This window comes from Psychrobacter sp. T6-1, assembly GCF_052258445.1.
Window position 1 is genome coordinate 1 of sequence record NZ_JBQQFC010000055.1, and the last position, 11,920, is coordinate 11,920.

Sequence of the window (11,920 nt, forward strand, 5' to 3'; positions counted from 1 at the left end):
GCTTTATCGTTATTATGACCATCGACGTTTTGACCTTCAATAATCATCCCATCGTCCGTTACTGTACAATTGACGCCTAGAGCTCGTAAACCCTCAGCCATAACCGCAATGCGATCAGACTCTTTGACACGTAACTCTTTAGCGCCGGTCAACACCGTACGACCTTGCGCGCAACTCGCCGCGACGAACAGTACAGGGAACTCATCGATAGCTAGCGGCACCAGATGCTCAGGTATATTAATACCTTGCAGATTTGAGCTACGAATGGTGATATCGGCGACGGGCTCACCACCGATATGAGTCTCATTACTCAAAGTGATGTCCGCTTGCATGAGCTTTAGAATATCAATAATGCCCGTACGCGTCGGATTGATACCCACTTGCGACAAGGTCAGCTCACTATCTTTGCTAATGGCAGCGGCCACCATAAAGAACGCCGCTGAGGAGATATCAGCAGGGACAGCGATGTCACCGCCTGTCAGCTGTCCACCGCCTTCAACACTAATGCGATTGCCCTCAACAACAACCGGATAACCAAAAGCAGATAGCATACGCTCAGTATGATCACGGCTAATCTCAGGCTGGGTCACCGTCGTTGTGCCATCAGCCCATAATCCTGCTAACAATAAGCAGGATTTGACTTGCGCTGAGGCTACAGGCATATCGTAATGGATACCTTGTAGTGGTGTGCCCGCTTTGTCGCGGCCTGTAATGCTGAGCGGCGCCGTACCACTAGTGCCCGTACTCTGGATAACGGCGCCCATCTGACGCAGCGGCGCGGCGATTCGCTCCATGGGACGCTTGTTTAGGCTAGTATCACCAATGAGTACACTGTCAAATTTTTGTGCGGCCAAAATACCCGATAGCAGGCGCATACTAGTGCCAGAATTACCCATATAAAGCGGCGTCTTGCTGGGTTTGAGACCATGCATACCAACACCGTGAATGGTCAGCTCACCCTTATCAGGGCCCTCAATCGTCACGCCCATATCACGAAACGCTTGCAAAGTTGCCAAAGCGTCCTCGCCTTCTAAGAATCCAGTGACTCTTGTCACACCAGTCGCAAGACTACCGAGCATAATGCTACGATGGGAGATAGATTTGTCACCTGGAATAGCAATAGTGCCTGTGAGAGTTTGGCTTGGCGAGATAATATAAGAGGCTGACATAGCAGAGGTATCCGTATAAGGGGTAGAAGCTAACATGTGATCAAAGTGTCGCCGGGCAGCTTGCGCGCGGCCTAAAAGCCCCATCAGGGCGGTTGAGTCGTTATTTATAATGAGATGACGCAGCTGTTGTAGATAGTCGCTGTATTCATCAAGGGCGCTCACGACGGCACCTTTGTTGGCGATAAATATATCGTGCCACATTTTAGGATCACTGGCTGCTATGCGGGTAAAGTCGCGAAACCCACCTGCCGCGTAGCGAAACATGTCTAGATTGTCATCGTGGCTGGCGAGTTGTTCAACCAGATTAAAGGCAAGCAGATGCGGCAAGTGACTGGTGTGCGCGAGTATCTTGTCATGACGATCAGCGTCCATACTCATAACCGACGCGCCTACTGCTTCCCACAACTGCTTGAGCCGCGCAATCGCTATAGCATCCGTCGTCATAAGCTCACAGATGATAACGCTATGATGACTGAACAAGTCACTACGTCTGGCATGATACCCTGAATTCTCTGCCCCAGCAATCGGATGCGCGGGTACAAACCCAGTAGGCATACCATTTGATGAAGTGGCAAATACTTGGGTGGCAGCTTCAATGATATTGACTTTGGTACTACAGACATCGGTAATCATACAATCAGTAGCGATCAGACCTATATCCATAGCCGCCTTTATATCAGCAAAAATGGCGGGTACCGCTTGCACGGGAATGGCAACAACGATCAAATCGCTACCAGCAACGGCATCCAAAAGCGTATCACTACCTTTATCAAGCAGACCTTGTTCGATGGCCTCGTCAATACTTGGTATATGGCGATCTACCGCGACGATACGCGCGCTCAACCCTTTATCCTTGATCGCTTGCGCTAGACTTGCGCCAATCAAACCCAGACCGACCACGCACACCTGCTTAAATAAAGGCTGAGTGCTCGTCTGTGAAGGATTAAGGTATAGGTTATTATTTTGTGGACTCACTATTGCCTCAATCATCGTTCAAAATAGAGCTTAGCGTATCAACTAAGCGTAGGTTTTCTTCGGCAGTGCCAACCGTAATGCGTAGCCAATCATCAAGGCCGTAGGCTGCTAATGGTCGTACAATAACGCCTTGCTCTAATAGCGCTTGATTTACTGTTGCCGCTGTTGTCTCCTCCATATCTACAGCCACCTCTAGCATAATAAAATTGGCGAAAGATTTGATAAAACCCAATCCTAACGCGTCAAACTGCTTCTCAAGCCAGCGCATCTGCTCTTGGTTGGTGTATCTTACCGTCTCGATGAACGACTGATCTGCAAGCGCGGCTGTAGCGGCAGCAAGACCGAGACGACTGACGTTAAAAGGTTGGCGTACACGGTTCAATAAATCAGCCACTGGCGCTGAGCTGAGGGCATAACCAACGCGTAACCCCGCCAGACCATAAGCTTTCGAAAAGGTGCGCACAATGACGACGTTGTCAAACGCATCTAGCAGCGCGCGATTATTGCTCTCAGGGCTGTACTCTATATAAGCTTCATCTAATACAACCAGCACTGACGGCGGCATACTGGCTACAAATTCCTGTAGCTCATCACGCCCAAGTTGAGTGCCCGTTGGATTGTTAGGATTAGCGATAAACACTATCTTGGTATTGGGATTGTCTTTGACAGCCTGAGCCATAGCACTCAAATCATGACCAAATCGCTGCGCTGGTATTTCAATACCCGCCGCGCCTTGCATTTTAGCCAGCATCGAATACACTACAAAACCATATTGGCTATAAACGATAGCATCATCACTACTGACAAAACTACGTGCCAAGATATCGAGTAGATCGTTAGAGCCATTACCCAAGGTGATACAATCGATGCTAATATCATTAAAATCAGACAGGGCTTGCTTGAGATAATAGCCATTGCCATCAGGATAGCGCGCCAGCTCTCCTAGCTCATCAGTGATCGCTAGGGTCACATAAGGCGAGCAGCCCAGCGGATTCTCGTTGCTGGCGAGTTTGACCACATCAAAGACGCCATACTCGCGCGTGATCTCGTCGGCAGGCTTGCCCGTTTGATAAGGCGCAAGCGTTAGGATACTGTCGTAAGCAGGACGCAAAACAGATTGATCACCACTGGCAACTGACATGATATCTCCTCAATAATTAAAAGGCTACAATACCGCTTTAGGGTATGAGCCTAGTACGCGCAAGTCTTTTACCAGAGGCTTGATATCAGCAACAGCAGCGCTCACGTTAGGGTCTTGAATATGACCATCCATATCGATAAAGAATACGTAAGCCCATTTATTAGGACGCTCAGGACGAGTCTCGATGCTAGTCATAGATACGCCGTGATACGACAAGGGCTTGAGGATCTCGATCAGTGCGCCAGCTTTATCATGCGCTGAGACGACGATAGAGGTTTTGTCTTGACCTGAGGGCGCAATCGCTTCATGACCGATAATCAAGAATCGCGTAGTATTGCTCGGATTGTCTTCGATATTTGAATATAGCTTATGCAAATCGTACTCTGCAGCCGCTACGTCCCCTGCAATAGCAGCCGAATGCCATTCGTTCTTGAGACGGCGCGCCGCCTCCCCATTACTTGAGACCGCTACCCGCTCAATATTAGGGAAATTAACATCAAGCCAATGACGACACTGTGCAAGGGACTGCTGATGTGAATAGATACGGCTTAAGCTATCAACCTTGGTGTGCTGAGCGACCAAAAAGTTCTGATGAATAGGCAGCTCAACTTCACCAATGATTTTGAGAGATGACGACAAAAACCCATCAAGCGTATGATTAACGACGCCCTCTGATGAGTTCTCAACAGGTACCACCCCATACATAGCCGTACCCGCCTCCACTTCGCGAAACACATCGGTAATCGTAGTCATCGGTACTGTATCAGCCGCTTTGCCAAAATGTTTGAGCGCGGCGGCATGCGTAAAGGTACCGACAGGTCCCAAGAAGGCAATACGCTGCGGTGCTTCTAGATCCAGACAAACCGACATAATCTCACGAAACAGGCGCGCCATCTTCTCGTCAGAGATAGGGCCTTCGTTACGCGCCATGACCGCTTTTAGGACTTGCGCCTCGCGCTCAGGACGATAAAAGATAGGATTACGTATAGAGGCATCTTTGCTATTAGCGACGTGTTCTTTTTTGACTGTCGCTACTTGCTGAGCCAATCTAGCACGGTTGTTAATGAGCGTATGAATTTGGGAGTCTACGGTATCGATGTTTTGACGCAGCTGATTTAAAAACGCTTGCTCCGTTGCTGGCGTATCTGTTTGCTCTGGGTTATCTGGCTTTTGCTCTGGTGACTGCTCGCTCATACCGCCTATCCTTTTTAACTGTTATTTAGACCGCTATAATGTAGCACATCATCAGTATATTTAAAGCCATCTTATCGATTTATCGTGTTTATAAAACAAAAACGGTTTATTTTTAATGGTAGATAGGACTTGTCTAATCCTTTAAAAGCAGGATAAGACACTAAATCACAAACAGGCTGAAAAATCTTCATACATTAGATTTATATCAATACTTATGCTCATTGCCTGCGTCTCGTCTTGGTATCATTCGTTTTTATATTAGATAAATCCAAACCAAACTATGTTAAAGTTTGTTTGCTAATCATTCAACACGCAAGGATATTCAATGAGCGCATTACAACAGCTTCGCACGATGACCACTATTGTCGCTGACACAGGGGATTTGGCTGCTATTGCACGCCTGCGACCTCAGGATGCGACGACCAACCCAAGCCTAATCACCAAAGCCCTCATTCATCCTGACAATCAATCTATGCTGAGTGAAACGATGAGCCGCTATCATGGTGATGTCGATGCTGTCATTGATGCGCTTACTATCAAGATCGGCTGTAATATATTGGAACTTATTGAGGGACGAGTCTCCACTGAGGTCGATGTACGCCTGTCCTATGATACTCAGGCGACTATTGATAAAGCGCTTGCTTTTATGGATGCCTACCAGGACGCTGGCGTGGATTCTGAGCGCGTACTCATCAAAATGGCAGCGACCTGGCAAGGCATTGAGGCGGCGCGCTATCTTGAAACCCAAAATATTCACTGCAACTTAACTTTGCTCTTTGGTCAGCATCAAGCGATCGCTTGCGCCGACGCAGGGGTCACCCTCATCTCACCTTTTGTCGGTCGTATATTGGACTGGCAAAAACGCCAACAAAGCCGCCAGAACATTCCGCCTACTGATGATATGGGCGTACAATCTGTCAAGCTTATTTATCAGTATTACAAGCAGCATGGTTATGACACCCAAGTCATGGGAGCTAGCTTTCGCTCGGTCGAGCAGATACTTGCGCTAGCAGGTTGTGATCTGCTCACTATTGCGCCTGATCTTATCGACGAGCTTGAGGCTATGGACGTCGACGTCACTCGCAAGCTCTCACCAAGTATGGCAACAGAGTTGGCGGATATGCAAAAAATCAGTCTGACTCACGAAGCCTTTAATCATGAGTATCAACAGGATAAGATCACTCAAGACTTATTGCCTAAAGGCATAGACGGGTTTATCGCCGCGCGTGACGAGCTGGCAAAGGCGTTGGCGGGGATGCGTTAGGCTTTGGCGAGTTAACTCGTTAGTCGTTTAGACTCACTATTAAGTAAAAGTTATCAAGTAAAAGCAGCATTCTAAGCACTTAGAATGCTGCTTTTTTATACCTTTAAGATTACTATTCACTGTTATGACTAAATCTTTATGCCTTTAGGACCGTATAAACAGGTACAGGAAACTCGCCATGCAACTCTACCAAGTCGAGAAGTACCAAAGCGCCAACGACAGTATGCTCAGCGGATCGGCATAGCTCATAGGCGGTCGTGAGAGTGCCTCCTGTCGCCAAAATATCATCAACCAATAATACGCGCTCAGGCGGTAAGTTATTTTGCATCTCAAGCGTATCTTTACCGTACTCTAATGCATAGGCTTTATTTGCAACAGGTGGCGGCAATTTGCCAGGTTTACGCAGTAGTATCATGCCTTTGCCAAGACGGCCTGCCAGCAAGCTTGCAAATACAAAGCCGCGTGCCTCAACCGCACCTAAACAATCCACCTCATCCATAAGCCCCTCGGGCAAAGCTGCAAGCAGCGCATCGATGACATCATTTATGTGACTGCGCAGTAACGGCGTAATATCATAAAAATCGATACCTGCTTTTGGAAAATTAGGTACCGTTCTGATCACTTGCCAAAAGGGATGATCAATGTTTTTGGTGTTAGATATTGCAGTGGCGCTCATGGTGACCTCAATCTTAGATGACTGGTGAATAAAGGGATGGCATTCAATAATGGCTAAAAATACGGTTAAAAATAATGGGGGCAATCATAGCATAATGGATACTATTTTGAGGGGTGATGTTCAACATTAGACAATTATAGATATAAAAAGTGCTATATTTTTACTTGATTATGCTAGAGCAATCTCAATATACAAGTGTAAACTTAAACGTGCAAAGTCTGGTTATATGCTACACTACGGACGTTTTTATCGTACCTAAAGGTGCGTAATATCTCAGTATTAGTTGATAGGATAAAGTATGAAACGTTATGAATGTATAGTCTGTGGCTGGATATATGATGAAGAGCTAGGCTGTCCTGAAGAAGGTATCGCGCCAGGTACCAAATGGGAAGATATTCCAGAGGACTGGATATGTCCTGAGTGCGGCGTCGGCAAGCTTGACTTTGAGATGGCAGAATTTTAGGCCACTTGCGCAATAGGAAATATTATGACTTCAAATGATCTAGGTACTCATAGCCCCGCTAACAAGATCGAACACTATCCTAGTGATGAGTGGAAAAAGTTCGGTGAGCACAAGTGGCACCCCTCAGATCTGAGCGAGCATCTGTATCAAGCTATGATAGATATCGGTGACGGCATTGAGCTGTGCGTTGAGGCTGGCGGTAACCCTGCCAACCCACCACTACTGATGGTCATGGGTCTTGGCTCACAGATGATATTTTGGCCCGATGCTTTTATTAAGCGCCTTATTGATGCAGGATTATTCGTTATTCGTTTTGATAATCGTGATATCGGTCTATCCTCCAAAGTCCAAATCGATGGTCTGCCGCGTATCAGTCAGCTTAAGATGATGATGCGCTTGCAAACGGGACTCTCTAACAAAAGCGCGCAAGTGGCATATAACTTGACCGATATGGCAGAGGACACTGCCCGCTTGATTAAAGCTTTGCATCTAGGGAGTACGCATTTGATTGGCGCGTCTATGGGTGGAATGATCTCGCAAATTGTTGCCGCGCGTTATCCAAGCCTAGTGGACAAAGTGGCGCTCATGTTTACCACGACCAATCGCGCATTTCTGCGCCCACCTAAGCCCAAGCAGTTATATACCTTGATTAATCGTCCTGAGAGTCATTCTGAGCGTGATATCGTGCGCCATAGCGTCTGGTTTATGAAAACCGTCGGCACGCCAGGACATATCAATGTGCGTCTCGTGCGTGAGATTGCTCAGTTGCGTTATCAGCGCAGCTTTCATCCGCTAGGCACGGTGCAGCAGCTTAACGCTATATTAGCCTCAGGCTCTATTGCTCGTTTTAGTAAGCAAATCAAAGCGCCAACCATTGTTATGCACGGCAGTGCTGATGGTCTCATTCCGGCCTCTCAAGGTCGCGTCGTTGCCAAGACCATTCCGAATGCCACCTTTCATCTCATTGAAGGCATGGGGCATGATATACCTGCCTATTATCAGCCTTATATGGTTGATCTGATTCGCAATCATTTACTCGGCTAACTTTTAATTACTAATTAACGATTGCTAACTAATAAGTGTTCACCCAAAAAAGAGTCGTTGCTGCTATTCATAACAATAGCCACGACTCTTTTTAAATTTGTCTTTTGAGTTCAAACAACAAATAGTATTGAGTGATTAACCACAACTGACAATTTCACCCGTTGTATTGATACAGGTTTTTTGACCATCTGCCAACGTACCCACCCAAGCCGTACCTTCTTTAAATACAAAAGGTGAGACGCCTTGATAGGTGTCCTCGTTACTTATGACACTATTATCAAAGTTAAAAGGTATGACAAGCTCGCCGCCTAAATTTAAAAAGCCCCATTTGTCATCGATACTGACCGCAGCCAAACCTTCAGAGAAAGGTCTTACGTCATCAAACGAATAGGTAATCATCACCACATCGTTATCATCAACAAAACCCCATTTACCATTTTGTTGCTTGGCCTTTAACGTGGTAAATGCTGCAGGCACTAGCGCTGGCGTATTCTCAGATCGGTTATTTGAAGCTTGCATCTCACGCTTTGCATTGGGGTCTTGAGCGATGTTACCGTCTTTATCCAGCCAACTTATGGACTTGCCTTTACTTACGCGCGCAATACCGTTTTTGTAATTATCGATATGACTGATAGAGGATTTAAACGGTACAACCACTTGATTGGCGGTGGTAATCACGCCATAATCGCCGTTTCTTTTGACGACAATGCGTCCGTCTGATACCGCTCTTGCCCACTCTTGGTTAGAGCCGATGATATCGTACCTGGTCGGTATCGCCTCGCGCCCGCGCATATCGACGTAGCCGACTTTACTATTACGCTGTACAGGCATGAGACCTCCTGCTATCTTGGTGGCATCTACGCGCTGATAACCCATAAGATCAGCTACTTTTTTACCTTTTTTATCGAGTAAAGCGACTGGCGCACCAAAATCCTTTACCGCCAAGAAATAGCGACTATCAGCAGTGCAAGAAACATGCTTGTAGTAGCTCTTTGGTATCTTGCAACTGGCCGCTTGCGCGCTTGGAATGATAAAAACTGAACTCAGAATCATAGCGACACCAAAGTATACTTTGGTAAGTGTAGAGGATGTCAGAACGGTAGATCTAAGAGCGGTAGACCCAAGTATGAAAGATTTAAGTATGGCAGACAAAAGCACAGGCACAAATTTAGTAGATTGTAGTGTATTTAACTGAGTACTTTTAGTCATAGTAAAATCCATTATTTCACAACGCTCTCTTGTATGGTAAGACAGGCAGCCTAACAAATAGCTGCTCATGCACCAACCTGTGTTGAGTAAGCGTGTAACGCAAGCCCTTAGATCGTGTCACTATTGTGCTAAAGCTTAGCACCTTTTAATCTATACTTATTAGAATACTAGATATCGCATTATATTCAATATAAAGAATACTTATTTTTAATCTTAGCAAGCTTTTACTTTAGAACGTTTATATAAAGGATGATATACAGCGATGTCTACTACAAGCTCAGCATCCACCGGCCTTATTATTGGCTGCATTATTTTTGGCTTGGGTAGTCTGATTGTCGCTCACGTCGATATTGGCGGCTGGGCAATGTCGTTTTGGCGGCTTGCGATATCAGGTATTATCTTTACCCTGCTGGCCAAAATGACAGGCCAACGGCTACCGCGCGCCCGTTCTGCTATCGTTTTTGGGTTGTTATCAGGGGTATTTTTGGGCTTGGATCTAGCACTGTGGCATGAGAGTATCTATGCTGTTGGGCCTGGTATCTCAACCTTGCTCAATAGCTTACAGATTTTCTTTTTGGCAGCGATTGGGTTTTTGTATTTTAGTGAACGCCAGACAAGCTTACAGCTGATAAGTTTATTTTTGGCGGTGCTTGGCGTGGCGATGATAGGGAGCCCAGAGTTTGCCAATAATACAGCCGCGACTTGGGGGTTTGTTACTGGCATCGTATCAGGCGCGATGCTGGCGGCGTCTATGACCTTTATCCGTAAGACTCATGATACCGAGCCCACACCGATATTTGTCTTGATGCAACTGATTAGTATTGGCGGCGTGCTGGCGATGATCATACCTATGCTGATATTTGACGCCGGTCACATTATGCCAAACTCGTGGTCTGATATTGGCTGGATACTAGTGTATGGCGCGGTGATGCAATGCTTGGCTTGGGGACTTATAGCCTACTCTATCCCCAAGTTGTCGCTTGCCGTTACAGGCTTGCTGTTGTTGACTGAACCTATCGCAGCTTTGATAATAGACTACAGCTGGCTTGGCAAATCTATTAACACGCTGCAATGGAGCGGCGCGTTACTGACAATGCTAGCGATATATTTAGGATCGCTCAAACCTAAGCCGCGCGCCCTGCGTCGTTATCGATTTTTTGCAAGATTTTATAAGCACAAACCATAAATAAGCTATCTATTATGGCAACTAGCTTTTTTTCAGATTGAATAAAGCATTAAGCACGATAGCAGCTAGCGTTGCCGTACCGATACCGCCCAAATCAAACTCACCTAACTTTAAACCAAAGTTACCTGCGCCCATAATAACGGTAACTGCAGCAATGATTAAGTTGCTATTTTTGCTAAAATCAATATGGTTGTCGATCCAAATTTTCGCGCCAGCGATGGTGATTAGACCAAAGACAACAATAGACGCACCGCCCAGTAGTGCTGGCGGAATCGTCTGAATCACTGCGCCAAATTTGGGTGAGAGTCCAAGCAGGATAGCGACTAAGCCTGCGATGACAAAGATGGTCGTGCTATAGACCTTGGTCACTGCCATCACGCCGATGTTCTCAGCATAAGTGGTCACTCCTGTACCGCCAAAGCCTGCTGAGAAGGTAGTCGCTAAGCCATCAGCGAGAAAAGCGCGGCCCATATAAGGCGTTACGCGCGCTTTGGTCATGCCCTCGACTGCTTTAAAATGTCCTAAGTTTTCGGCGATTAAGATAAAAGCAACAGGGGCAATCAAGATAATAGCGCTAAGCTCAAAGCGCGGTGTGTAGATCGTAGGCAATCCGAACCAAGCGGCACTTTGAATACTACTAAAGTCGATGGGCGTACCAAAGCCTAAGATATTAGTCATCACAAAGTAGGCAATATAAGACAATATCAAACCGACTAAGAGCAGCAAGCGTCTAAGCATACCGCTGGTAAATACGGCTACTGCGCTAATAAGTAGGACGGTAAGCGTTGCCATCCAAGCATCAAATTGATTGCTTGAGACGCCTTGAATGGTCACAGGCGCAAGGTTGAGACCGATAATCATAACGATAGCACCCGTCACGATAGGTGGCATTAATTGCTCAATCCAGCCTGTACCTGTCTTCATGACGAGCAAACCTACCAAGGAGTAGATAATACCGCACACCATGATGCCGCCTAAAGCCACATCCAGACCACTATTAAAGCCCATACCTGCATATGCAGTCACTGCAATGACAGGGCCAATAAAGGCAAAGCTTGAACCCAAATAGCTGGGCATACGCCCGCCTGTAATGATAAAGAACATCACAGTACAGATACCGGACATCAAGATAGCAAGGTTGGCATCAAAACCCATAAGCAGTGGCGCAAGTACAGTCGCACCAAACATAGCAAAGGTATGTTGAATACCAAGTAGCACGCTTTTGGACGGCGGCAAGTACTCGTTGATACCCACCGCATCAACATCTAAGTTACCTTTATACGCGCGCCACGTAGGAAACCAGCGACCATTATCAAAGTCTGGATTGTCTATTAATTGCATGGCTTTAGGATCGATACCAGCAGCCGTTAAAGCATTCGGTTTGTTAGAGGCAGAAGAAGGCTCTGATGGCAAGGTCATGCGCTAGTCCTAATAATAGTTAAATGGTGAGTCGCTCGGTATTTACGATTAGTTCTCAGACCTCTAAATTTTGAGGCATCTACTGTAGCAATAGGACGAACGACTGCTTTATAATAATCGTCAACAACAAATGGTTTTGAGGATAAAAACTATTTGTTAATAAAGTCCAATTTCACTGGT

General features: G+C 46.3%; 10 protein-coding genes. 4 read left to right on the forward strand and 6 right to left on the reverse strand.

Annotated features, from left to right (window positions below; translation table 11 throughout):
• From ACTXGO_RS05130 to pheA, 3 genes are all read right to left on the reverse strand, one after another.
• Nucleotides 1–2,144: bifunctional prephenate dehydrogenase/3-phosphoshikimate 1-carboxyvinyltransferase (locus ACTXGO_RS05130; protein ID WP_443573561.1), on the reverse strand; the 2,144-nt coding region annotated here is incomplete at its 3' end.
• A gap of 7 nt (nt 2,145–2,151) precedes the next feature.
• Nucleotides 2,152–3,285 (reverse strand): histidinol-phosphate transaminase, encoded by a 1,134-nt coding sequence (gene hisC / locus ACTXGO_RS05135; RefSeq protein WP_435948973.1) that lies wholly within the window; start codon nt 3,283–3,285, stop codon nt 2,152–2,154.
• A 24-nt stretch (nt 3,286–3,309) separates the two neighbouring features.
• Entirely contained in the window at nt 3,310–4,479 is a 1,170-nt protein-coding gene (pheA, locus tag ACTXGO_RS05140; RefSeq protein WP_317198871.1) for a prephenate dehydratase, read from the reverse strand.
• A 325-nt stretch (nt 4,480–4,804) separates the two neighbouring features.
• On the opposite strand from pheA, the gene ACTXGO_RS05145 reads away from it, so the two are divergent.
• The gene (locus ACTXGO_RS05145; RefSeq protein WP_443573563.1) at nt 4,805–5,743 is read left to right on the forward strand and encodes a transaldolase; all 939 of its coding nucleotides are present in this window, start codon (nt 4,805–4,807) and stop codon (nt 5,741–5,743) included.
• Between the two features lie 136 nt (nt 5,744–5,879).
• Here the strand turns inward: ACTXGO_RS05145 and ACTXGO_RS05150 are convergent, their stop codons facing one another.
• Nucleotides 5,880–6,419: an adenine phosphoribosyltransferase gene (locus tag ACTXGO_RS05150; protein ID WP_317198873.1), complete on the reverse strand. Its 540-nt coding sequence runs from the start codon at nt 6,417–6,419 to the stop codon at nt 5,880–5,882.
• Between the two features lie 298 nt (nt 6,420–6,717).
• On the opposite strand from ACTXGO_RS05150, the gene ACTXGO_RS05155 reads away from it, so the two are divergent.
• Both ACTXGO_RS05155 and ACTXGO_RS05160 read left to right on the forward strand, forming a co-directional pair.
• Entirely contained in the window at nt 6,718–6,882 is a 165-nt protein-coding gene (locus ACTXGO_RS05155; protein ID WP_317198874.1) for a rubredoxin, read from the forward strand.
• Nucleotides 6,883–6,906: 24 nt separating this feature from the next.
• Entirely contained in the window at nt 6,907–7,926 is a 1,020-nt protein-coding gene (locus ACTXGO_RS05160) for an alpha/beta fold hydrolase (protein WP_435948976.1), read from the forward strand.
• Between the two features lie 135 nt (nt 7,927–8,061).
• Here the strand turns inward: ACTXGO_RS05160 and ACTXGO_RS05165 are convergent, their stop codons facing one another.
• Nucleotides 8,062–8,979, reverse strand: coding sequence for a WG repeat-containing protein (locus ACTXGO_RS05165; protein WP_443542237.1), 918 nt, complete (start codon nt 8,977–8,979; stop codon nt 8,062–8,064).
• Between the two features lie 418 nt (nt 8,980–9,397).
• Here ACTXGO_RS05165 and ACTXGO_RS05170 point away from each other — a divergent pair, with 418 nt between their 5' ends.
• Nucleotides 9,398–10,321, forward strand: coding sequence for a DMT family transporter (locus tag ACTXGO_RS05170; RefSeq protein WP_317198877.1), 924 nt, complete (start codon nt 9,398–9,400; stop codon nt 10,319–10,321).
• 21 nt (nt 10,322–10,342) lie between these two features.
• On the opposite strand, the gene ACTXGO_RS05175 is transcribed toward ACTXGO_RS05170, so the two are convergent.
• Nucleotides 10,343–11,662, reverse strand: coding sequence for a solute carrier family 23 protein (locus tag ACTXGO_RS05175; RefSeq protein WP_443573565.1), 1,320 nt, complete (start codon nt 11,660–11,662; stop codon nt 10,343–10,345).
• Between the last annotated feature and the right edge of the window lie 258 nt (nt 11,663–11,920).

What these genes read in the sequence shown, in the direction of transcription:
- ACTXGO_RS05160 (WP_435948976.1), top strand. Translation starts at nt 6,907, where the DNA reads ATGACTTCAAATGATCTAGGTACTCATAGCCCCGCTAACAAGATCGAA.
- hisC (WP_435948973.1), bottom strand. Translation starts at nt 3,285, where the DNA reads ATGTCAGTTGCCAGTGGTGATCAATCTGTTTTGCGTCCTGCTTACGAC.
- ACTXGO_RS05155 (WP_317198874.1), top strand. Translation starts at nt 6,718, where the DNA reads ATGAAACGTTATGAATGTATAGTCTGTGGCTGGATATATGATGAAGAG.
- ACTXGO_RS05175 (WP_443573565.1), bottom strand. Translation starts at nt 11,662, where the DNA reads ATGCAATTAATAGACAATCCAGACTTTGATAATGGTCGCTGGTTTCCT.
- ACTXGO_RS05170 (WP_317198877.1), top strand. Translation starts at nt 9,398, where the DNA reads ATGTCTACTACAAGCTCAGCATCCACCGGCCTTATTATTGGCTGCATT.
- ACTXGO_RS05165 (WP_443542237.1), bottom strand. Translation starts at nt 8,979, where the DNA reads ATGATTCTGAGTTCAGTTTTTATCATTCCAAGCGCGCAAGCGGCCAGT.
- ACTXGO_RS05145 (WP_443573563.1), top strand. Translation starts at nt 4,805, where the DNA reads ATGAGCGCATTACAACAGCTTCGCACGATGACCACTATTGTCGCTGAC.
- pheA (WP_317198871.1), bottom strand. Translation starts at nt 4,479, where the DNA reads ATGAGCGAGCAGTCACCAGAGCAAAAGCCAGATAACCCAGAGCAAACA.
- ACTXGO_RS05150 (WP_317198873.1), bottom strand. Translation starts at nt 6,419, where the DNA reads ATGAGCGCCACTGCAATATCTAACACCAAAAACATTGATCATCCCTTT.